General features: G+C 56.0%; 23 protein-coding genes. 12 read left to right on the top strand and 11 right to left on the bottom strand.

Going from position 1 to position 22587, the window contains the following annotated elements:
* Positions 1-12 precede the first annotated feature (12 nt).
* The 3 genes from arnC to K5E19_RS21270 form a co-directional block, all read right to left on the bottom strand.
* Entirely contained in the window at positions 13-996 is a 984-nt protein-coding gene (gene arnC, locus K5E19_RS21280) for an undecaprenyl-phosphate 4-deoxy-4-formamido-L-arabinose transferase (protein ID WP_221552968.1), read from the bottom strand.
* Between the two features lies 1 nt (position 997).
* Positions 998-2137, bottom strand: coding sequence for a UDP-4-amino-4-deoxy-L-arabinose aminotransferase (gene arnB / locus K5E19_RS21275; RefSeq protein WP_221552953.1), 1140 nt, complete (start codon positions 2135-2137; stop codon positions 998-1000).
* A 324-nt stretch (positions 2138-2461) separates the two neighbouring features.
* Positions 2462-2968, bottom strand: coding sequence for a phenolic acid decarboxylase (locus tag K5E19_RS21270; protein ID WP_108417671.1), 507 nt, complete (start codon positions 2966-2968; stop codon positions 2462-2464).
* A gap of 99 nt (positions 2969-3067) precedes the next feature.
* Here K5E19_RS21270 and K5E19_RS21265 point away from each other — a divergent pair, with 99 nt between their 5' ends.
* Both K5E19_RS21265 and K5E19_RS21260 read left to right on the top strand, forming a co-directional pair.
* The gene (locus tag K5E19_RS21265; protein WP_221552952.1) at positions 3068-3949 is read left to right on the top strand and encodes a LysR family transcriptional regulator; all 882 of its coding nucleotides are present in this window, start codon (positions 3068-3070) and stop codon (positions 3947-3949) included.
* Positions 3950-3981: 32 nt separating this feature from the next.
* A complete protein-coding gene (locus K5E19_RS21260) occupies positions 3982-4776 on the top strand; it encodes an SDR family NAD(P)-dependent oxidoreductase (RefSeq protein WP_108417669.1) in 795 nt (264 codons plus the stop codon).
* 4 nt (positions 4777-4780) lie between these two features.
* On the opposite strand, the gene K5E19_RS21255 is transcribed toward K5E19_RS21260, so the two are convergent.
* Positions 4781-5308 (bottom strand): NlpC/P60 family protein, encoded by a 528-nt coding sequence (locus tag K5E19_RS21255; RefSeq protein ID WP_221552951.1) that lies wholly within the window; start codon positions 5306-5308, stop codon positions 4781-4783.
* 237 nt (positions 5309-5545) lie between these two features.
* Between K5E19_RS21255 and K5E19_RS21250 the strand changes: the two genes are divergently transcribed.
* A complete protein-coding gene (locus K5E19_RS21250) occupies positions 5546-6208 on the top strand; it encodes an HAD family hydrolase (protein WP_221552950.1) in 663 nt (220 codons plus the stop codon).
* Between the two features lie 60 nt (positions 6209-6268).
* On the opposite strand, the gene K5E19_RS21245 is transcribed toward K5E19_RS21250, so the two are convergent.
* Together K5E19_RS21245 and K5E19_RS21240 are read right to left on the bottom strand one after the other, a co-directional pair.
* Positions 6269-7294, bottom strand: coding sequence for a TerC/Alx family metal homeostasis membrane protein (locus K5E19_RS21245; protein WP_221552949.1), 1026 nt, complete (start codon positions 7292-7294; stop codon positions 6269-6271).
* A gap of 164 nt (positions 7295-7458) precedes the next feature.
* Positions 7459-7857 (bottom strand): potassium channel family protein, encoded by a 399-nt coding sequence (locus K5E19_RS21240; RefSeq protein ID WP_221552947.1) that lies wholly within the window; start codon positions 7855-7857, stop codon positions 7459-7461.
* Between the two features lie 292 nt (positions 7858-8149).
* Here K5E19_RS21240 and K5E19_RS21235 point away from each other — a divergent pair, with 292 nt between their 5' ends.
* A complete protein-coding gene (locus K5E19_RS21235) occupies positions 8150-9484 on the top strand; it encodes an MFS transporter (protein ID WP_221552946.1) in 1335 nt (444 codons plus the stop codon).
* 35 nt (positions 9485-9519) lie between these two features.
* Here the strand turns inward: K5E19_RS21235 and K5E19_RS21230 are convergent, their stop codons facing one another.
* Positions 9520-10257, bottom strand: a complete 738-nt coding sequence (locus tag K5E19_RS21230) for an IclR family transcriptional regulator (protein WP_221552967.1) — start codon at positions 10255-10257, stop codon at positions 9520-9522.
* A 169-nt stretch (positions 10258-10426) separates the two neighbouring features.
* Here K5E19_RS21230 and K5E19_RS21225 point away from each other — a divergent pair, with 169 nt between their 5' ends.
* Together K5E19_RS21225 and K5E19_RS21220 are read left to right on the top strand one after the other, a co-directional pair.
* A complete protein-coding gene (locus K5E19_RS21225) occupies positions 10427-11119 on the top strand; it encodes an RraA family protein (RefSeq protein WP_221552945.1) in 693 nt (230 codons plus the stop codon).
* Positions 11119-12072 carry a hydroxyacid dehydrogenase gene (locus K5E19_RS21220; protein WP_221552944.1) on the top strand — a complete coding sequence of 318 codons (954 nt, stop codon included), beginning with the start codon at positions 11119-11121 and terminating at the stop codon, positions 12070-12072. The genes K5E19_RS21225 and K5E19_RS21220 overlap by 1 nt, the downstream gene beginning before the upstream one ends.
* A 35-nt stretch (positions 12073-12107) precedes the next feature.
* On the opposite strand, the gene K5E19_RS21215 is transcribed toward K5E19_RS21220, so the two are convergent.
* On the bottom strand, positions 12108-13304 hold the full coding sequence (locus tag K5E19_RS21215; protein ID WP_221552943.1) for an NAD(P)/FAD-dependent oxidoreductase: 1197 nt from the start codon (positions 13302-13304) through the stop codon (positions 12108-12110).
* 228 nt (positions 13305-13532) lie between these two features.
* Here K5E19_RS21215 and pitA point away from each other — a divergent pair, with 228 nt between their 5' ends.
* The 3 genes from pitA (at position 13533) to K5E19_RS21200 (ending at position 15981) form a co-directional block, all read left to right on the top strand.
* Positions 13533-15032, top strand: a complete 1500-nt coding sequence (gene pitA / locus K5E19_RS21210) for an inorganic phosphate transporter PitA (RefSeq protein ID WP_010436629.1) — start codon at positions 13533-13535, stop codon at positions 15030-15032.
* 174 nt (positions 15033-15206) lie between these two features.
* Positions 15207-15596, top strand: a complete 390-nt coding sequence (locus K5E19_RS21205; protein WP_221552942.1) for a polymorphic toxin type 44 domain-containing protein — start codon at positions 15207-15209, stop codon at positions 15594-15596.
* Positions 15574-15981, top strand: a complete 408-nt coding sequence (locus tag K5E19_RS21200; RefSeq protein ID WP_221552941.1) for a hypothetical protein — start codon at positions 15574-15576, stop codon at positions 15979-15981. Before K5E19_RS21205 ends, K5E19_RS21200 begins: the two co-directional genes overlap by 23 nt.
* A 43-nt stretch (positions 15982-16024) precedes the next feature.
* On the opposite strand, the gene uspB is transcribed toward K5E19_RS21200, so the two are convergent.
* Positions 16025-16360 (bottom strand): universal stress protein UspB, encoded by a 336-nt coding sequence (gene uspB / locus K5E19_RS21195; protein WP_003861224.1) that lies wholly within the window; start codon positions 16358-16360, stop codon positions 16025-16027.
* 283 nt (positions 16361-16643) lie between these two features.
* Here uspB and uspA point away from each other — a divergent pair, with 283 nt between their 5' ends.
* Entirely contained in the window at positions 16644-17081 is a 438-nt protein-coding gene (gene uspA / locus K5E19_RS21190; RefSeq protein ID WP_003861223.1) for a universal stress protein UspA, read from the top strand.
* Between the two features lie 133 nt (positions 17082-17214).
* Here the strand turns inward: uspA and rsmJ are convergent, their stop codons facing one another.
* Complete coding sequence (gene rsmJ, locus K5E19_RS21185; RefSeq protein ID WP_221552940.1) at positions 17215-17967, bottom strand: 16S rRNA (guanine(1516)-N(2))-methyltransferase RsmJ; 753 nt, start codon at positions 17965-17967, stop codon at positions 17215-17217.
* Between the two features lie 7 nt (positions 17968-17974).
* Positions 17975-20017 carry an oligopeptidase A gene (gene prlC / locus K5E19_RS21180; RefSeq protein ID WP_221552939.1) on the bottom strand — a complete coding sequence of 681 codons (2043 nt, stop codon included), beginning with the start codon at positions 20015-20017 and terminating at the stop codon, positions 17975-17977.
* Positions 20018-20195: 178 nt separating this feature from the next.
* Between prlC and K5E19_RS21175 the strand changes: the two genes are divergently transcribed.
* Entirely contained in the window at positions 20196-21038 is an 843-nt protein-coding gene (locus K5E19_RS21175; protein ID WP_214606118.1) for a 23S rRNA (adenine(2030)-N(6))-methyltransferase RlmJ, read from the top strand.
* Between the two features lie 71 nt (positions 21039-21109).
* Positions 21110-22462 (top strand): glutathione-disulfide reductase, encoded by a 1353-nt coding sequence (gene gorA / locus K5E19_RS21170; protein ID WP_221552937.1) that lies wholly within the window; start codon positions 21110-21112, stop codon positions 22460-22462.
* Positions 22463-22587 lie beyond the last annotated feature (125 nt).

Raw genomic sequence — 22587 nt, 5'->3', positions numbered from 1 at the left:
TGACGACAGCTTTCATGGGTGTTTTTCCTCTTGAGATGCGGTGTGTTCCTGACGGACAACCCGTTGAATAAAGTAGCGCGGACGCGCGCGAACATCGTTGTAAATACGGCCGATGTATTCACCGAGCAGGCCCATACCAATGAACTGGGCGCCGATGAACATGAACAGCACGGCAAACAGCATAAAAACCCCTTCCGCCGCCCACTGCGGGCCAAAGGCCAGCCGCAGCACGACCAGCAGAACGGAAATCGCAAACCCGGCCAGCGCGATAACGCTGCCGAAAACGCTCAGCAGGCGCAGCGGCGTGGTGGTCAGGCAGGTGATGAGGTCGTACATCAGGTTGATCAGACGCATAAAGCTGTACTTTGACTCCCCGTGCTCGCGCTCGGCGTGCAGCACCGGGATCTCCGTCGCTTTACGGGCAAAGGTGTTCGCCAGAATCGGAATGAAGGTGCTGCGCTCGTGGCAGTGCAGCATGGCGTCGATGATGTGGCGGCGATAGGCGCGCAGCATGCAGCCGTAATCGCCCATCGCTTTACCGGTGGTGCGCTGGATCAGGCGGTTAATGGTGCGTGACGCCAGCTTGCGGAACAGGCTGTCCTGACGGTTTTGCCGCACGGTGCCGACCACGTCGTAGCCCTCGTCGGCTTTGGCAACCAGGCGCGGGATCTCTTCCGGCGGGTTTTGCAGGTCCGCGTCCAGCGTAATCACCAGATCGCCCGTCACGTGGCTGAACCCGGCCATGATCGCCGAGTGCTGGCCGTAGTTACGGTTAAGCAGCACGGCAACGATATGGCTGCCCTCCGCCTGCGCGGCGTCGGTTAGCATCATTGCGGAGTCATCGCTGCTGCCGTCGTCAACCAGCAGAATTTCGTAAGCCTTGCCGAGCGTCTCGCAGGCTGCGGTCGTGCGCCGGATCAGCTCCGGCAGGCTCTCCTGCTCGTTGTAGACCGGGATCACCACGGAGACTTTTTGAACGGGCGGCGCGCTGAACATATCAATGTCCTGCAAGTTGATGGAGCGCGGTAATGACGCGGGTTGTGTCGTCATGGGTCATGTCCGGGAAAAGGGGAAGAGAACAAATGCGCGCGCTGTTCCATTCGGTATTCGGCAGGGACACCTCCGGGAAACACTCGCGATAGTATTTTTGCGTGTGGGCCGCGCGGAAATGCAGGCCTGTTCCGATACCCTGCTCTTTCAGCGCGGCCATCAGGGCATCGCGCGAGATGCCGCACCGGGCTTCATCCACGCGAATAATAAACAGGTGCCAGGCGTGCAGATGCGGCCAGGCCGGGGTGCGCAGCGGCTGGAAAGGGGTATCCGCAAGTTCATGCCGGTAGCGGTCGGCAATGTCGCGACGGCGCTTGTTCGCCTCGCCCAGCTTGCCGAGCTGCACCAGTGCCAGCGCGGCGTTGATATCCGCAAGGTTGTACTTGAAGCCAGGGGTGATGACCTCCGCTTGCGGCGCGCGGCCGTGGGTCTGGCGGTCATAGGCATCGACGCCCAGACCGTGGAACTTCAGGCTGCGGATTTTCTGCGCCAGCTGCGCGTCATCCGTCACCACCAGCCCACCTTCGGCGCAGGTCATGTTTTTGATGGCGTGAAAGGAGAAGATGGCCGTGCCCTGCCAGCCCACGTGGCGGCTGTGGTAGTAGGTTCCGGCGGCATGCGCGGCATCTTCAATGACGGGAATACCGTGGCACTCACCGACGGCGCGAATGGCGTCGATATCGCACGGCGCGCCCGCATAATGCACCGGCACAATTGCTTTCGTGCGGGGCGTAATGGCGGCCTCAACCAACTCAGGCGTCACCATCAGCGTCTCGTTGTCGACGTCGATCATCACCGGCGTGGCGCCCAGCAGCACAATCATATTCAGCGTCGACACCCAGGTCAGGGAGGGGGTAATCACCTCATCACCGGGGCCGATATCCATCGCCATCAGGGTGACGTGCATCCCCGCCGTGGCGGAGGAGACGGCAATCGCATGACGGTTTCCCGTAAGCGTACAAAACGCGTCTTCCAGCGCCTGATTTTTCGGCCCGGTGGTGATCCAGCCGGAGGTTAATACCTCCTGTACTGCGGCGATTTCCTCAGCGCCCATTGAAGGACGGGAAAACGGCAAAAAATCACGCATTATTAATTTCCTTGAGATGTATGAGGCAACCTTTTGATATTAACCAAATGCCGACGCGTTTATTTCAACGAACCATAAACTCATCTCAAGGTAACGTTCATTTCTTAGGGAAAAATTAAGACAGTGAAAAATAAGAATTACCAGACAACCAAAAACAATTAATAAACAAGGAGTTATTAAATTATGAATTATTTATTTTGTGATTACGTTCACCGTTAACGCGCTTTTTATCTAAACCAAACATCAACAAACAAAAAAATTCCCAACCATTTCGAATAAATATGAAATGAGCTGGGAACTTTTCTTTTTAGTTAATTGTCGCGCTTATTTTAAATTATCAGGAAAGTTTTTTGGAAGTTCACTGGCAGCGCACGCAATAACGCTTTCATCGTTAGCACCGCAGTCGCGAACAAAAGTAATAGTGGCAAATTCATCAATCACTTCGGTTGGATATGCCGGGCCCGCATCGCGATAGCTATTCATCAGCGGAATGTGATCGTTCTGGAAGCAGACGGTTTTTTCCGGATTGTTCATCACCCAGCGCGGGAAGAAGATGGTGCCGTGGAACAGGCTGTCGCCCAGGTTCACAATCAGGCTCACGTCGGTGCCGGTTGGCTCGGTCCAGGAGATTTTATAGATGCTCTCCCCAACGCGAACGATATACGCCTGCTGATCTTTCACCCAGCGGTTGCCGACCAGGCCGCTGTGAATACGGTAGTCGAGGGTGTTTTCGTTTTTGACGTAAATTTCATAGTTCCAGCCATTATCGTAGGTATAAACCAGATGTTTGCCGACGAAGCCGCTTAAATCATGTTTGTCGAAGGTGTTCATAAGATGTCTCCTTTGCTTTGATGAGACGATCTTATTCCTTCAAAAAACGAATGAATAACGCTATGTTTGAATCAAATCCATCCAAATTTTAGATTAATTATGCACAAGACGACGCTCGAACAATGGGCTTTGCTGGAGAGAGTGGTGGAGGCCGGCAGCTTTGCTAAAGCGGCGGAAGAGACCCACCGCAGCCAGTCTTCGGTCAGCTATAACCTGTCGCTGCTGCAGGAGCGGCTGGGCGTGGCGCTGCTGAAGGCGGAGGGAAGACGGGCCGTGCTTACTCCCGCAGGGGAATTATTACTGAATCAGGTTAAACCGCTGCTGAAGGCGTTCTCTTACGTCGAGACGCGCGCCGCGACGCTGCAAAGCGGCATGCGGACCCGGCTCGACCTGATGGTTGACAGTATTTTCCCGCGTCGCCGCCTGTTCGCCATTTTGCGGCAGTTCCAGCAGCGCTATCCGCAAACGCAGGTGCGGCTGACCGAAGTGCTGGAAAACAGCCGCGACGATGCGCTGAATGATGAAGCCGACGTGATGATCCTCACCCGCCGCCAGGACATCACCGGACTGGGCGAATGGCTGATGAATATCGACTTTGTCGCCGTTGCCCATCGCGAGCACCCTCTGTTTGCACTCGATGCCCCGCTGAACGATGAAATGCTGCGCCCGTGGCCGCTGATCCAAATTGCGGACAGCCAGCCTGCCGCACGCCCCGCTGGCGGATCCTGGACATTTTCCACCATTGATGCCGCCATCGAAGCGGTAATGAACCAGGTTGGCTACGGCTGGCTGCCGGAAGAGCGTATTCAACCGCAGCTGGAACACGGCGTTCTGAAAGTACTGCCCCTCAGCCACGGCGTGCGCCGCGCGACGCCGCTGCACCTCATCGTTAAGCGTACGCTCAGCCCGCTGGATGAACAGGTGGACACCCTGCTGCACCTTTTTAAACAGGAGCCGTCATCCTCACCTGCTACGCTTTAAGGTCTGAACGTTAAAACCACAAGGAGCGGAGCATGAAAATCGATTTTACGGGGAAAGTGGCGCTCGTGACCGCGTCAACCGGCGGGATTGGGTTCGCTATCGCCCGAGGGCTGGCTGAAAGCGGTGCGGAAGTGATTGTGAATGGCCGCAGCACGGACTCGGTGAACAAGGGTATTCAGCAGCTCCAGCAGGTCGTGCCCGGCGTGCAGGTGCGGGCGGCCATTGCCGATCTCAGCACGCCGGAAGGGGTGGACGCGCTGCTGAACGTGGCAACGAACGTCGACATTCTGGTCAACAACGCGGGGATTTACGGCCCGCAGGATTTCTACTCCACCGACGATGACACCTGGGAGCGTTACTGGCAGACCAACGTGATGTCCGGCGTGCGCCTCTCCCGCGCCCTGCTGCCCGGCATGGTGCAGAAAGGCTGGGGACGCGTGGTGTTTATTTCGTCCGAATCGGCCTGCAATATTCCGGCGGATATGATCCACTATGGCGTGACCAAAACGGCGCAGCTCTCGCTGGCGCGCGGGCTGGCAAAATTTGTGGCGGGAAGCGGTGTCACGGTTAACAGCGTTCTGCCAGGACCGACGATGTCCGACGGTTTTGCCGAGATGATGAAAGACGAGATCGAGAAAACCGGGAAATCGCTGGAGCAGCTGGCGAAAGAGTTTGTGATGGCGAATCGCCCCAGCTCGGTGATTCAGCGCGCCGCGACGGTGGAAGAAGTGGCGAATATGGTGGTGTATGTCTGTTCAACGCAGGCCTCCGCCACCTCCGGCGCGGCACTGCGCGTCGATGGTGGCGTGGTGGATGACATCATCTGAGCCGTCAGGCTGCAGCGCCCGCCACCCGGCGGGCGGTGATGAAATGTTCCTGCCAGTAGTTATCCGTCAGGGTTGAAACCGTTACGCCCTCGCTGCTTGAGGCGTGAATAAACAAGCTATCACCAATATAGACACCCACATGCTTACGGTTCGGGCCCGTCTGGAAAAACACCAAATCCCCGGCCTTCAATCGGTATTGATCCACCTGCACACCTCGATGGATCTGCTCGCTCGTGGTGCGCGGCAGCTCCAGGTGGGCGGCATCACTGAAAAGGTGCTGCATCAGCGCAGAGCAATCGACCCCGCGATGCGTGGTTCCTCCCCACTGGTAGTGGGTCCCTTTCCATTTCTGGTATTGATCAAGAATGCGGGAACGCAGCGGACCCGTTTGCTGATGCATCAACCCGGCCTTTGCCGGGGATGCCGACAGCTCGCTGTTCATTGACAACATGGAAGCAGGCAGTTGAAAACTAAATGCTGAAAACGAGGCAAAGCTTAACGCGAGTATTGAAATAAGCGATCTAAGAGTCATATCTAAAAGAAGCAGTGAGTGAATTTTTCCTTACGGGTGGGGCCAATGTTTCCCCAGAAATCGTGCAATGTGGCGATAATATAGACTGTTCGTTTTTCATCCAATTCTTATTGGGTCTGATTTTGGACTCTTCGGCTACATCGCAAGAATGAGAAAAAAACGCGCGTGGTATAAGGACTGTGGAGTTAAAGCAGGTAAACTAATGAGCAGAATGTGTATTTCAGCTAAGACGTATTTATGACCAATATGATTGCCGACGACGCCGTGGCCAAATCCCATGTGCTCTCTGTCTTTGACTTTGATGGAACATTGACGCATCACGACAGCTTTATCCCTTTCCTGCGCTTTGCCTTTGGTAAGCGTTACTTTGCGGGACGGCTGGTGCGTATGGCGTTACCGACGCTCCACTGCGTGCGCCGCAAGCTAACGCGTGATGAGCTGAAAGAGGTGTTGATCAAAACGTTCCTGACAGGTGTGGACGAGCACTGGTTACGTCAGCAGGCGGAGGCCTTTTGTGAAAAATACTGGAACAAGCTGATGCGCCCTGAAGGGGTTTTAGCCGTTGCGGCTGAGGTGAATTCCGGTGCGGAAGTGACTATCTGCTCCGCCTCCCCGGCACTGGTGCTTCAGCCGTGGGCGGATAAGCTCGGCATTAAGCTGATTGGTACGCAGCTGGAAGTGAAAAACGGGAAGCTGACCGGGCGTATCACCGGCAATAACTGCCGCTGTGCGCAGAAAGTGGCGAGGCTGGAAAAGGTCTACGGCGATCTCAACGCCTACCACCTGCGCGCATGGGGTGACACCCGTGGCGACCACGAACTGCTGGCGGCAGCGCAGGATCCACACTGGCGTCACTTCCATCATCCGCGCAAGCGTCGGAATTCACCGATTAAGGGTTAAGTGCGGTCTGGTGCCCTCACCCCAGCCCTCTCCCACAGGGAGAGGGAGACAAACGATATATCAGGCAGTACGTTTCCCTGGGAACATCACGCTCGCAATAATCCCCAGCGCCAGCACGCCCAGTACCACAAACAGACTGGCCGTCGCGCCAATGCTGTAACCGTGATGCCAGAAGTGATCGGTTGCATTCAGACCCAGCTTGAACGCCACAAAGAACAGCAGCAGCACCACGGCTTTCTCGAGGTGCACCAGATACTGCTTCAGCGCTTCCAGAACGAAGTAAAGGGTACGCAGGCCGAGGATGGCAAACATCATGGCGCTGTAGATAATCAGCGGCTCGCGGCTCACCGCGATAATGGCCGGTACGGAGTCAAAGGCGAACATCACGTCAGAGAGTTCCACCACCGCCACGCAGAGCAGCAGCGGCGTCGCGTAGCGTTTCGCTTTCTTCACGCGGCCAACCGTTACGTCCTGGTTTTCTGGCTTCTCCAGCTCAGCATCCACCTCTTTTTGCGTCAGGATAAACGCGTGGCTGCTGATTTTCGGCCAGACCGGATAAAAGCGTTTTACCAGACGATAAGCCAGATGACCTGAGTAATCTTCAACTTCATCGCTCTCTTCATTGCGCTTGAGCATCATCACCGCCGTCCAGCCGACGACCAGTGCAAAAACCACCTCAACATACGGCCCCAGGCTCAGCAGGCTGGTGCCGATCGCCACGAAAATACCGCGGAAGACAATCGCCCCCAGCACGCCCCAGTAGAGCACACGGTGACGGTATTTATCCGGCACGCCGAACCAGGCGAAGATGGCCATCATCACGAACAGGTTATCAATGGAGAGGACTTCCTCCAGCGCGTAGCCGGTCAGGAACAGGCTCGCCATTTCGGCACCGTGGTGGATATACAGGAACCCGGCAAACGCCATCGCCATCGAGAACCAGAAAACGGACCACATGGCCGCGCTTTTCAGCGAGACGGGCTTATCGTGACGGTGCATGAAGAGGTCGATAAACATCGCCCCAACGGCCATTACGACAAAGACAACAACGGTTTCCGTCGGGAAACCGAGATGAGCAGCAGACATACACAACCCTTTTATAGAGGCAAAACACAGCACCATGCAGACTGGCGTAAACCAGCCGAGAAAAAGGGTGGACTGTTTAACAGTTTCTCCACCCCAAAACCGCAGCTCTGTGGCTGCGCAAGGTGTGTACTTTACCTCACTACGCGGGGTGGCGCATCTGCCGTTTAGGCACTCATGCCGCGTAAACGCTGGAGTACCGCCACCAGCACCGCGACAGACCAGCCGACCATCAACGCCCCTACCAGCCCTTCCAGCCCACCGATCAGCCGCCAGTGCTGGGGTAAGGTCACGTCGCCGTATCCCACCGTCGCGTAGCTGACCAGTGAAAAGTAGAAGCTGGTATTCCAGTCCTTAAACGCGTCGATGACAACATAGAACGCCGCAAACAGCCCGGCTTCAAGGAGATGGGCGAAGATCATGGAGATAACAATAACAACATTACGCAAAACGATTCGCACCGCGGAATCGACGTCAAATTTAATGAATTTTAGAACGCCAAACATCCACAGCGAATGGATCACCACGGTAAGGGAAAGCAAAGTAATAATGCTGAGTAGCTGCATGAGGTGTGCTCTGACCAATAGGGAAAATGGCCCCGCTAACGTGACGGGGCATCTGGTCGAAGCTTAGTTGAATGGCGTTAAAAAGTTGGTGCAATAATTGCGCTGCGTGATTATTCCCCTGCCCCCGACACCGCTGCACCTTGAAAGCGCGTTATCTGTGAGTCACCTCTTATTTACATCATTTATACCTTTCATTAACTGGATAAAAAGAACGCGCCGCCGCTATAGTGGTTTTGTTAAATAAAACTGAGTTGTACCTGATAAAACCAAGAACAAACCCTGCGAGGACACAATGACAGAACAAACACGTTATGGCGCAACCGCCACTGAGGAGATAGAAAAAGAGACGATGCGGAAAGTGATCTGGCGTATCCTGCCGTTTCTCATCGTCAGCTATCTGATCTCCATTATCGATCGCGGTAATATCGGCATGGCTTCTCTGCAGATGAATGAGGATCTTGGCCTCAGCAAAGCGGCATTTGGCTTCGCCAGCAGCCTTTACTTTGTGGCCTATTTTTTGTTCGAAGTTCCGAGCAACCTGGCGATGCATAAAGTCGGCGCACGTCTGTGGATCCCGCGCATTATGATTAGCTGGGGCATTGTGTCCATGTGTATGTCGCTGGTGCAGAACACCACGTCGCTCTACATCGTCCGTTTTCTTCTCGGCGCCGCAGAGGCGGGCTTCTTCCCGGGCGTCGTGCTTTATCTGACCTGGTGGATCCCTTCACGCTACCGCGCACGCATTATTGCCTCCTTTATGGTCGCCATCCCTCTCGCCAACTTCATCGGCTCCCCGCTTTCCGGGCTGATACTGTCCATGGACGGCTGGCTGGGTCTGCGTGGCTGGCACCTGCTGTTTATCATTGAAGGTTTGCCCGCCGTACTGCTGGGCATTGCCGCCTGGTTTATTCTCCGCGATCGCCCTCATCAGGCGAACTGGCTCAGCAGTGAACAAAAGCAATGGCTGGAAACCACGCTGGAAAACGAGCGCAATCAGCAAAAGAATATTGGACATCAAACGACGTGGCAGCTGTTGAAACATCGCCAAATCTGGCTGCTGGCGCTGATTTACGCTGGCGCATCGTCTGCCGGCACCACCATCAGCGTCTGGTCTCCTCAACTGCTGAAATCCTTCCATCTCAATAATCTTGAGACTGGCCTGTTCAACGCCATCCCGTACGGTCTGGCATCCGTACTCATGATTGTATGGGGACGAAGTTCTGACCGAACCAACGAACGCCGCTGGCATACCGCGCTGACGCTTTTCATGATTGCCGCAGGTGTATTTGCCGCATTTGTCAGCGCCTCCCTTGCTGCCACCATTGTTATTCTCAGCATCATGCTCATCGGCGCTTATTCAATGAAAGGGCCTTTCTGGGCGCTGGCGTCCGGCTGGATGAGCAGTACCTCGGCGGCTGCGGGACTCGCCGCGATTGGCGCCATCGCTAACCTGATTGGCGGAGCAGTGATGGTCAATGCGTACGGGATTATCAATGAGCGCACGGGCAGCTACACGCTGGCTATGCTTCCGCTGGCCGCGCTGTGCGTGGCGGGGGGGATCGCGGTGCTGATTATGGGCCGACAGGCCCGCAACACTCAGCTACACGAGAAGCAGGTAACAAATTAACGATAGCAAAAGCGGGACGCGTGTCCCGCTTTTCGTTAACGGTTTTCTTCTGCGGTATCGCTCGTTTCACCGTAAAACTGCTGGCAGAAGGGCTTACTCGCCCCCATTTTCTGTGACAGGCGGCTGGCAGCGTCATGCATCAACTGGCTGATACCCTGCTCCCTGCGGTCTTCTGTCAATCGTGATATGGGCCCGGTCAAAGCCAGCACCGCAATCAATTTGTCGTGAACACCGAAGACCGGCATTGCAAACGCAGCAGTATGGGGATCGCGCGCGCCTGCGGTGTAGAGCGGAACGGCAGGCTCACCGCCCGGCAGATGTTCATTGAGCCCCCAATGGCGCAGAACCTGACTGATGGCAGAATCGTCCAGCGGGAACTGTGTGCCGGGAAGATTGCTGTGACGAAGCCCATGTGAGGCTTCGGCACGAAACAGGCACAGACGTTGCCCGCCCTCTAACACATACCAGCTGGCACTCTCCTGAGACGCCTGGGATAAAGCCTGTAGCTCAGGTTGAACTACCCTGGAAAGATGGAAAGACTGTTCATACAGCTTGCCGAGGTAAAGCAGACGAGGGCCAAGCGCATAATTGCCGTCATCATGCCTGACGACATAGTTCATCCGTTCAAGAGAATTCATCAAGCGGTAAACCGTGGTTTTATGATAACCCGACAGCTGCGCCAGCGCGGTCAGCGTCAGGCTTTCATCGCCAGGACGGAAGCAATCCAGTAAAGCCAGCGCTTTTTCAACCGCTACAACGCCTTCATTCCCCATCATTATCTCCTTGTTAGCCCGGCAGTGAGTGTACCTCAAATTTTGTGAGTCACTTCGTGTTTACATCACAAACCCCTTCTCGGGTCTGGCTAAAAGGAAAGCAACACCGCTATAGTTGTTTCGTGATGTACACCTGCATTGTACACAGTAAAACAATATGGAGGCATTCATGTCCGTTTCTGAACAACCAATGATCAATCGCCACTTCGAACGCGTTTCTGCTGAAGAGGTGCGCCAGGCCGCAGAGTATCAGGCAGCTATCCTTGCGGATGTTGCCGGACGCCGCGGCACGCTCCATGGCCGCATCAAGCCGCTGGCACCGCATATGGCCGTTGCGGGTCCGGCCGTCACCGTTGAGGTGCGGCCAGGAGATAATCTGGCCATTCACGCCGCGATGGCGGTTGCCCAACCCGGTGATGTTCTGGTCGTCGATGGAAAAGGCGATTTGAGCTGTGCGCTACTGGGTGAAATCATGGCAACCCAGGCCCAGGCGAGCGGCATTGCTGGGATCATCATCGACGGAGCAGTACGTGACGCTGACACGCTGAGCAAAGGTAACTATCCCGTTTTCTCTGCCGGCCTGAATCCCTGCGGCCCGACAAAGTCTATTCCTGGCCGGGTGAACCATCCAATTTCCGTTGCCGGCGCGACGGTACAGGCCGGAGATTTAGTGGTGGCCGATATCGACGGCGTGGTGGTGATCCCGCACGGTGAGGTTCAGCAGATTATCGCCCTGGCAAAAGGAAAGCTGGAGATGGAGACCAGGCGTCTTGCCGCCATTCGCGAGGGCGATTTACGTCCACACTGGCTTAACGACGCGCTGCGCAAGGCGGGCATGCTGGCGGACGGGGAGACGCTGTAATGGCAAACAAAAAGGTAGTCATCGTTACCGGAAGCGACCTGGCGGAGCAGGCCATGGAAATGTTGCAGGGTTTTGAGGTGGTGTTTGCGGGTCGCCAGCCTACGGAGGAGGGGTTGATTACGCTGTGCGAGCAGTATAACCCGGTGGCAATACTGGTACGTTACGGCAAGATAACCGCGAAAATCATGGATGCTGCGCCTGCCCTGAAGGTTATTTCCAAACACGGAAGCGGGATCGATGTGATAGACCTGGCGGCGGCGGCCGAGCGGAACATTGCCGTCCGATCCGCGCCGGGGGCAAACGCAGCGGCGGTGGCGGAACACACCTGGGCGTTGATTCTCGCCTGCGCCAAATCCGTGGTGTCCCTGGACGCGCGACTGCGCGAAGGTCACTGGGACAAAGCCACGCATAAATCCATCGAACTGGAGGGGCAAACGCTGGGGCTGATCGGGCTGGGGGCGATTGGCTCGCGGGTGGCGAATATTGGTCACGTCTTTGGTATGCGGGTTCTGGCTTACGATCCCTATGCTAAATCAATGCCTTCCGTCTGCGAGCGCACTGATACCCTGACTGACCTTCTTTCCTGCTCCGATGTGATTTCTTTGCATTGTCCGCTCACCGACGAGAATCGGGGCATGATCAATACGGAGACGCTCGCACACGTTAAGCGAAACGCTATCCTGGTGAATACGGCACGCGGCGGCTTGATTGACGATCGGTCATTGCTCGCAGCGTTAAAGGATAGAACACTGCACAGCGCGGGGCTGGACAGCTTTACCAGCGAACCGCTGACCGCGCCGCACATCTGGCAGGGCGTCGATAACATCATTATCTCCCCGCATATTGGCGGCGTCAGCGCAGCGTCATATATAAAAATGGGAACCGTTGCGGCCGGAAATATTGTAGACGTGTTGAGTGCGGCTGATGAAAGAACGCTTACCGTCAGCCGCTAGCCCAGAAGTGGAAGACCCGAGGCGCCTTTCTTCCGTCACGGTTTCTCTGCCAGCGCCTGCGCACACGCCCAGGCGCTGGCCCACGCCCACTGGAAGTTATACCCGCCAAGCCAGCCGGTGACGTCCATCACTTCACCAATAAAATAGAGCCCCGGCACGTTGCGTGCTTCCATGGTGCGTGAAGAAAGCTCGTGCGTATCGACACCACCCAGCGTCACTTCCGCCGTGCGGTATCCCTCGGTGCCGTTTGGCTGAACGCGCCAGTTGGTCAGCGTCTCGACAAGCGCGTCCTGCTCGCGGCTGTTTAGCTGCTTAAGCGACACGTCGGGGATCTGCCCCAGCACCTGCAAACATTCCACCAGACGCTTCGGCAGCTGCATCGCCAGGGTATTTTTCAGGCTTTGATTCGGGTGCGCGGTGCGCTGCTCGTTGAGGAACGCGTCCAGATCGCAGTCCGGTACCAGATTTACCGTGACAAATTCGCCCGGCTGCCAGTAGCTGGAGATTTGCAGCACCGCCGGTCCGGAGAGGCCGCGATGGGTAAAGAGCAGGTTTTCGCGGAATACCGTGCCGTCTTCGGCGGTAATGACGGAGGGAACGGACACGCCGGAAAGCGTCTGAAGCTGTTCAAGAAGCGGTTTATGCAGCGTGAACGGCACCAGACCGGCGCGCGTTGGCAGCACCTTCAGGCCAAACTGTTCGGCAATTTTATAGCCGAACGGGGACGCGCCCAGTCCCGGCATCGACAGGCCGCCGCTGGCGATCACCAGGCTGTCGGCGCTAACGGTTTCACCGTTCAGCTGTAGCGTGTAGCCCTGCTCGTCGCGGGCGACCTCCAGCACTTCGGTGCGCAGGCGCATCGTCACGCCACCCTTCTCGCACTCGGCCACCAGCATATCGACAATCTGCTGCGCGGAGTCGTCGCAGAACAGCTGACCCAGCGTCTTTTCATGCCACGCAATGCCGTGCTTACCCACCAGGTCGATAAAATCCCACTGGGTATAACGCGCCAGCGCAGATTTGCAAAAATGACGGTTTTGGCTCAAATAGGCCGCGGGTTCGACGTAGAGATTGGTAAAGTTGCAGCGCCCGCCGCCGGACATCAGGATCTTGCGGCCTGGCTTTTTACCGTTGTCCAGCAGCAGCACGCGACGACCCGCCTGCCCGGCCATTGCCGCACAAAACATACCCGCCGCACCGGCGCCAATTACCACGGCATCAAACCTTTCCACGTCAAAATCCTCTTCGTTAACTGCCGCGGATTGTAAAGTTTCCTCTGTGGTCACACCAGCGTAAAAAGATATTACAAAGCCATTTCATTGAAATTTAACGATTATCCTTTCAGGCACTTTTCTCAAATCAGGTGGTATGTCAAAAAAAGTCTATATTTCACTTTGCCCGCCGTGCATTTGTCCTGGATAATGCGCCGCGTTCATGTCCTCAAAATGGCGTAACGTCCTATGCTACATTTGTTTGCCGGCCTGGATTTACATACCGGGCTTTTATTATTGCTTGCTCTGGTTTTTGTACTGTTTTACGAAGCGATCAACGGCTTCCACGACACTGCAAACGCAGTAGCAACGGTTATCTACACTCGCGCAATGCGATCGCAGCTTGCGGTTGTTATGGCGGCGGTATTTAACTTTTTTGGTGTCCTCCTGGGCGGACTGAGCGTTGCGTATGCGATCGTGCATATGCTGCCAACGGATCTGCTTCTCAACGTTAGTTCTGGCCATGGCCTTGCTATGGTGTTCTCAATGCTGCTTGCTGCAATTATCTGGAACCTCGGTACCTGGTATTTCGGCCTGCCTGCATCCAGTTCTCACACCCTCATCGGCGCGATTATCGGTATCGGGTTAACCAATGCCCTGATGACCGGGACGTCCGTTGTTGATGCGCTGAACATCCCGAAAGTATTGGGGATTTTCGGCTCTTTGATCATCTCTCCTATCGTGGGTCTGGTGGTTGCGGGTGGATTAATTTTCATTCTGCGTCGCTACTGGAGCAACACGAAAAAACGTGCGCGTATCCACCTGACGCCAGCAGAGCGTGAGAAGAAAGACGGCAAGAAAAAGCCGCCATTCTGGACGCGTATTGCCCTGATCATTTCCGCTATCGGCGTGGCGTTCTCTCACGGCGCGAACGATGGTCAGAAAGGGATTGGTCTGGTGATGCTGGTACTGATTGGCGTCGCACCGGCTGGCTTCGTGGTCAACATGAACGCCTCCGGTTACGAAATCACCCGTACCCGTGATGCGATTAACAACGTCGAAGTGTACTTCCAGCAGCATCCTGCGCTGTTGAAGAAAGCGACCGGCGTTGACCAGTTGATTCCGTCTCCTGAAGCGGGTGCCACCACCGCGCCGGGCGAGTTCCACTGCCATCCGGCAAACGCGATTAACGCGCTGGAACGTGCCAAAGGCATGCTGGGCGACATCGAAAGCTACGACAAACTGGCCGTTGAACAGCGTGGTCAGCTGCGTCGCATCATGCTCTGCATCTCTGACGTGACGGATAAAGTCGCGAAGCTGCCAGACGTGAACGCTGACGACAAACGTCTGCTGAAGAAACTGAAAAGCGATATGCTCAACACCATTGAGTACGCGCCAATCTGGATCATCATGGCCGTCGCGCTGGCGCTGGGTATCGGTACAATGATTGGCTGGCGTCGTGTGGCGACCACCATCGGCGAGAAGATCGGTAAGAAAGGCATGACCTATGCGCAGGGTATGTCCGCGCAGATGACAGCCGCGGTTTCTATCGGTCTGGCGAGCTACACCGGTATGCCAGTATCCACTACCCACGTACTCTCCTCGTCCGTGGCAGGTACCATGATTGTTGACGGTGGCGGTCTGCAGCGCAAAACCGTGACCAACATTCTGATGGCCTGGGTGTTTACACTCCCGGCATCCATCCTGCTGTCTGGCGGTTTGTACTGGATTTCGCTGAAGCTGATTTAATCGGTTGAAGGCGATAAAAAAGCGGGTCAGGAAACTGACCCGCTTTTTTTATGGCTGTTGTTTGTAGTCAGACATTTTATAACGTCAGGATTTTCTGAACATTTTTTGCCCAACCCAATTGCGAAGATAACACTATGATGGCGTTCAGAAGAGTAACCAGACAAAGGAGAATGTATGGCTTCTGTCCCTATTTCAGGACCAGGCTCAATTGTTATAGCGAACAATATGCGTGAAGCACGCCTTCACGGCATGTCGCGTAATATGGCCACTCCCTCAACGTATTACTGGTTCTACCAAAAATTCCGAAATGGTGGTCCCTGGGATTACAAAAAATTCGATCCATACTTTGCCGCATTTGGTAACTTCAATTTCGGAGCCGCCGGAACTGCAGCAGGCATTCCTGCAAACATCCTCCTTTTGGGCGCAGGCTGGGCTCAAGGCCGTGCTGGAACCTCAAAACCTGAATGGGGGAAATGGCATGAAAAACCGCCTTACGGGGACGATCCAACGGACCAACGCAATATCAGAGAAGGAATAGAGTATGCCATTCAAAACGGCTACTAAATGGATTCACTCCCTTGTGACGTTTTCGCTTCTGGTTCTGGTCATTGGATTTGTATGGCTAAACCACCAGCCTAATCAGCGACATAACGATGAACTTCAGCGCGTTTATAAATTATCTGACAGCGTCTGGCTCTATATGACAGTGAACAATGAGGGGGGCGCAACCGTGCCCACAATCTACCGTTACTATCTTTCGGGGGAGATAGCAGGAAAAGATACCGACATTATTCATCAATTGGCCATGAAGCATCCTGTCATTGAAGGTACAGGTACGATCACCGCGGCCAAAATTGATACAAACGGAGAAGTTAAAATCACCTATAGCGGGAAGGTAATTTCGATTGAGAGCGATATCTCCGATCTTCAGTTCTCGGTTAAGCCCTGAGCCAGAGGAAAGAAGGCGGGGCTGACCCCGCCTGCTATGGTGCTCAGTGCCAAATCATCAATGCAATCATACTGACTACGACCAGCCCGCACAGGGCGCTGGTCAAAATGAACTGACGACGCAGACGCTCGCAACGACGGATAAACTCTTCATCGTGATGATCGCGGTAGCGCTGGTAGTAGATGTATCCCACCAGACGCATCTGTTTGCTGGGCTGTCCATGCGAGGTGAAGAACCCTCCACCGTCCACATACTGATAAAGCAACGGATCGCAACCACGAAGTACCACTAACAGCGCACGTAACGATGAGAAGTAGCGCGCCATATTCACTATGCAAACAACGCATAACGCCCAAAACAATGCGACGGTGCTAATCATACATCCTCCCCGGCGTCCGCCCATGAAGCAAGGCTTCTGAGCTACCGCACTCCAATGCCCTGACAGACAGTTCAGTGAAAGAATGACCAAAAGTCGATCCGGTTCGCGTTTTAATATCCGAACGGTTCATTAAATAGTGTAGGAGATCCGTTAATTTTTTTGCCACAAGGTTAATCGTTATCAACACCAAAGCTTGAAAAATATGTTTAACTGGGCCGTAATGAAAGTATCAGACGACGGCTTTCCCCATTAGTCATCGATAACTTAAGGAAGGAGTAACACTATGGCTTACAAACACATTCTCATCGCGGTAGACCTCTCCCCGGAGAGCAAAGTGCTGGTTGATAAAGCGGTATCCATGGCACGTCCCTACAACGCGAAAGTTTCGCTGATTCACGTTGATGTGAACTACTCCGACCTTTATACCGGTCTGATCGACGTCAATCTTGGCGATATGCAAAAACGCATCTCCGAAGAGACTCACCATGCCCTGAGCGAACTCTCCACCAACGCGGGTTATCCGATCACCGAAACCCTGAGCGGCAGCGGCGACCTGGGCCAGGTGCTGGTTGATGCGATCAAGAAATACGATATGGACCTGGTGGTTTGCGGTCACCATCAGGACTTCTGGAGCAAGCTGATGTCTTCAGCGCGCCAGCTGATTAACACCGTTCACGTGGATATGCTGATTGTTCCGCTGCGTGACGAAGAAGACGAGTAAGTGCAAAAAAGCCCGGTGGCGCTAACGCTTACCGGGCCTACAAGGTAAAAGCGAAACGGCAACATGGTTGCCGTTTTTAATGTTTGTTCCCTCTCCCTGTGGGAGAGGGTTAGGGTGAGGGCATCAGCCCGCACTATTCCGGCGTACCCGGATAAATATCAAACCGGTGCCCTTTTGTGGTCACCGCATTGGTCGTCGCAACGTCCGCCAGCGGCGGCGCGTAGTCCGGGCGCTTTACCACCACCCGCTTCGTTGCAAGCTGACGAGCAGGCTCCAGCAGGCCATCTGCATCTAAATCCGGCCCCACCAGCGACTGAAACACTCGCATCTCTTTCTTCACCAGCGCGCTTTTCTGCTTATGCGGGAACATCGGGTCGAGATAGACCACCTGCGGGCGCGGGGTGATATCCGTCAATGCCGTCAGGCTGGAGGCGTGGATCAGCTGCAGTCGTTCCTGCAGCCACGGGCCGATTTCCGGGTCCGCATAGCCCCGCGCCAGCCCATCGTCGAGCAGCGCAGCGACCACCGGATTACGCTCCAGCATCCGCACGTGGCAGCCGACAGACGCCAGCACAAAGGCATCACGCCCTAACCCCGCCGTGGCATCGACCACGTCCGGGAGGTAGCTCCCTTTGATGCCGACCGCTTTAGCCACCGCCTCGCCGCGACCGCCGCCGAACTTGCGCCGGTGCGCCATCGCGCCGCCGACAAAGTCGACAAAAATCCCGCCGAGCTTCGGTTCGTCGCGCTTGCGTAATTCGAGATGTTCCGGCGTCATCACCAGCGCCATCAGATTCTCTTCATCGTGCTCCAACCCCCAGCGGGCCGCCAGAACAGATAAGGCGCCGTCTCCGGCGCCTGTTTCATCCACTAAGCAGATCTTCACGTAACAATCAGCCTTTGATCCCGTAATGCTCAAGCATTGCATCCAGCTGCGGCTCGCGGCCGCGGAAGCGTTTGAACAGCTCCATTGGCTCTTCAGACCCGCCGCGGGTCAGGATGTTGTCGAGGAACGACTGCCCGGTTTCGCGGTTGAAGATCCCCTCCTCTTCGAAGCGAGAGAAGGCATCTGCTGCCAGCACGTCGGCCCACAGGTAGCTGTAGTAACCCGCCGCGTAGCCGCCTGCGAAGATGTGGCTGAACGCATGCGGGAAACGGCCCCAGGTTGGCCCTGGAATAACGGCAACCTGCTTTTTAATCTCGGCCAGGGTTTCAAGGATTTTCGCCCCCTGCTCCGGGCTGAACTCCGCGTGCAGGCGGAAATCGAACAGACCGAACTCCAGCTGACGCAGGATGAACATCGCCGCCTGATAGTTTTTCGCTGCCAGCATTTTATCCAGCAGCGCCTTCGGCAGCGGCTCGCCGGTCTCATAGTGTCCGGAGATAAACGCCAGCGCGTCCGGCTCCCAGCACCAGTTTTCCATAAACTGGCTCGGCAGTTCGACCGCATCCCACGGCACCCCGCTGATACCCGCCACGCCTGCGGTTTCGATGCGGGTCAGCATGTGGTGCAGACCGTGACCGAACTCGTGGAACAGCGTGATCACTTCGTCGTGGGTGAAGAGCGCAGGCTTGCCGCTCACCGGACGGTTGAAGTTACAGGTCAGGTAGGCGACCGGTTTTTGCAGGGAGCCGTCGGCTTTACGCATCTGGCCCACGCAGTCGTCCATCCACGCCCCGCCGCGCTTGTTCTCACGCGCGTACAGGTCAAGGTAGAAGCTGCCGCGCAGTTCGTTTTTCTCGTCGTACAGCTCGAAGAAGCGCACGTCCGGATGCCAGACGTCGATATCGGTACGCTCTTTGGCGGTGATGCCATAGATGCGTTTCACCACTTCGAACAGGCCGTTAACGGCTTTGTTTTCCGGGAAGTACGGGCGCAACTGCTCGTCGCTGATGCTGTAGAGGTGCTGTTTCTGTTTTTCGCTGTAGTAAGCGATATCCCACGGCTGCAGCTCGTCCACGCCGAACTCCGCTTTGGCGAAGGCGCGCAGCTGGGCCAGCTCTTTCTCACCCTGAGGACGGGCGCGTTTCGCCAGGTCGGTCAGGAAGTCGAGGACCTGCTGCGGGTTCTCCGCCATTTTGGTGGCGAGGGATTTATCGGCGTAGTTTTCGAAGCCGAGCAGTTGGGCCAGCTCGTGGCGCAGGGCGAGGATTTCCGCCATCACCGGGCTGTTGTCCCACTTACCGGCATTCGGCCCCTGATCGGAGGCGCGGGTGCTGTACGCGCGGTACATCTCTTCACGCAGGGCCTGGTTGTCGCAGTAGGTCATCACCGGCAGATAGCTCGGGATATCCAGCGTTAACAGGAAGCCTTCCTGCTCTTTCGCCTCGGCCTGGGCTTTTGCCGCCGCCAGCGCGCTTTCCGGCATACCCGCCAACTCCGCTTCGTCGGTAATCAGCTTCGTCCAGCCCATGGTGGCGTCAAGCACGTTGTTGCTGTACTGGTTGCCCAGCTCGGACAGGCGCGCGGCAATTTCACCGTAGCGAACCTGTTTCTCTTTTGGCAGGCCAATCCCGGACAACTCAAAATCACGCAGGGCGTTATCGACCGATTTTTTCTGCGCCGTGTTCAGTTCGGCATAGTGGTCGCCGTCGCGCAGGTCGCGGTAGGCTTTGTACAGCCCTTCGTGCTGGCCAACCCAGGTGCTGTACTCAGAGAGCAGCGGCAGGGTTTGTTCGTAGGCTTCGCGCAGTTCCGGGCTGTTTTTTACCGAGTTCAGGTGGCTCACCGGGGAGAAGATACGCCCCAGCACGTCGTCCACTTCGGCCAGCGGCTGACACAGATTTTCCCAGGTGTACGGCGCGCCCTGCGCTACCACGCTTTCTACCGCCGCGCGGCAGTTGTCCAGCGATTGCGTAACGGCTGGAACCACATGCTCAGGGAGGATTTTAGAAAACGGCGGCAACGAAAAAGGCGTCAGTAATGGATTGGTCATAAACGCTGTCCTGTTGAAATAGGTGAATGAAGCGCGCATCCGGCGCTGTGCATATGGGATCTAGAATGGGGTTAAGTGTAGAGGATTTCAATGGCCGCGCTTACCGTGCCTGCGGGTAATCTGTGCCGTTCTGCTGTAAACTGTGGCAAATCGTCAATTCAGCGGAATATCATTACCCATGCTCAGTTATCGCCACAGCTTCCACGCAGGCAACCACGCCGACGTCCTTAAACACACCGTTCAGAGCCTGATCATCGAAGCGCTCAAAGAGAAAGAGAAGCCGTTTCTCTATCTCGACACCCACGCGGGTGCGGGCCGTTATCAGCTGAGCGGCGAGCATGCCGAGCGTACCGGTGAATATCTGGAAGGGATTGCCCGCATCTGGCAGCAGGACGATCTGCCTGCCGAGCTGGAGCCGTACATCGGCGTGGTGAATCACTTCAACCGCAACGGCCAGCTGCGCTATTACCCTGGTTCCCCGCTGATTGCCCGCCAGCTGTTGCGCGAGCAGGACAGCATTCAGTTAACCGAGCTGCACCCGAGCGACTTCCCGCTGCTGCGTTCTGAATTCCAGAAAGACAGCCGCGCCCGCGTGGAAAAAGCCGACGGCTACCAGCAGCTGAAAGCCAAGCTGCCGCCGGTTTCCCGTCGCGGCCTGGTGCTGATCGACCCGCCGTACGAAATCAAAACCGACTATCAGGCGGTTGTGACCGGCATCCACGAAGGCTACAAACGCTTCGCCACCGGGACATACGCCCTGTGGTACCCGGTGGTGCTGCGCGCGCAAATCAAACGCATGATCAAAGACCTGGAAGCGACCGGCATCCGCAAAATTCTGCAGATCGAGCTGGCGGTACGCCCGGACAGCGATCAGCGCGGCATGACCGCTTCCGGCATGATTGTGATCAACCCGCCGTGGAAGCTTGAAGCGCAGATGAATAACGTGCTGCCGTGGCTGCACAAAACGCTGGTGCCTGCGGGCACGGGCCACGCCACCGTCAGTTGGATCGTGCCGGAGTAATCGCAGCCATCGGTGGAACCTATTGATTTCAGGTATACAATCGCGGCAATTCACGATTAAGGACAAAAGCTATGACTAAGCATTATGACTACATCGCAATCGGCGGCGGCAGCGGCGGCATCGCCTCGATCAACCGTGCGGCCATGTACGGCCAGAAGTGTGCGCTGATTGAAGCCAAAGCGCTGGGCGGCACCTGCGTGAACGTGGGTTGTGTACCGAAGAAAGTGATGTGGCATGCGGCGCAGATCCGTGAAGCGATCCATATGTATGGCCCGGACTACGGCTTTGACACCACTATCAATCACTTCGACTGGGACAAGCTGATCGCCAGCCGTACCGCCTACATCGACCGTATTCACACCTCGTACGACAACGTGCTGGGCAAGAATAACGTCGACGTGATCCACGGCTTCGCCCGCTTTGTTGACGCGAAAACGATCGAAGTGAACGGTGAGACGATCACCGCCGATCACATCCTGATCGCCACCGGCGGCCGTCCGAGCCACCCGAATATTCCAGGTGCAGAATACGGTATCGACTCCGACGGTTTCTTCGAGCTGCCTGCCCTGCCTAAACGCGTCGCCATCGTGGGCGCGGGTTACATTGCCGTGGAACTGGCTGGCGTGATTAACGGGCTGGGCGCTGAGGCGCACCTGTTCGTACGTAAACACGCGCCGCTGCGCAGCTTTGACCCGCTGATTGTCGACACGCTGGTTGAAGTGATGAACACCGAAGGCCCGACCCTGCACACCAACGCCGTACCAAAAGCGGTGGTGAAAAATGCGGACGGCAGCCTGACGCTTGAGCTTGAAGATGGCCGCAGCCAGACCGTCGACTGCCTGATCTGGGCGATCGGCCGTGAACCGGCGAACGATAACTACAACCTGGCTGTAACGGGCGTGAAAACCAACGATAAAGGCTACATCGTCGTTGATAAGTTCCAGAACACCAGCGTGCCGGGAATTTACGCGGTCGGCGATAACACCGGTGCCGTTGAGCTGACCCCGGTCGCTGTTGCGGCGGGTCGTCGTCTCTCCGAGCGCCTGTTTAACAACAAGCCGGACGAGCATCTGGATTACAACCTTATCCCAACCGTGGTCTTCAGCCACCCGCCAATCGGCACCGTCGGTTTAACCGAGCCGCAGGCGCGCGAGCAGTACGGCGACGACCAGGTGAAAGTGTATAAATCGGCGTTTACCGCGATGTACACCGCCGTCACTTCACACCGTCAGCCGTGCCGCATGAAGCTGGTGTGCGTGGGCCCGGAAGAGAAGATTGTCGGTATCCACGGCATCGGCTTCGGCATGGACGAGATCCTGCAGGGCTTTGCGGTGGCGCTGAAGATGGGCGCAACGAAGAAAGATTTCGATAACACCGTGGCGATCCACCCGACGGCGGCGGAAGAGTTTGTGACCATGCGTTAATCCTGATGCCCCTCTCCTGAGGGGCATTTTTTTAACATTCATAAATCGTTGCAAAACGAATGCTCCGAAAAGAGTGATCTACCGCACATTTCCCTCCACATCTACCGAAGCGAATGTCTACGCTT

It is taken from the genome of Enterobacter sp. RIT637 (assembly GCF_019718755.1).
GTDB lineage: Bacteria > Pseudomonadota > Gammaproteobacteria > Enterobacterales > Enterobacteriaceae > Enterobacter.
The sequence above is the reverse complement of the archived record's forward strand: the minus strand, read 5'-3'. Positions and strand labels throughout refer to the sequence as shown.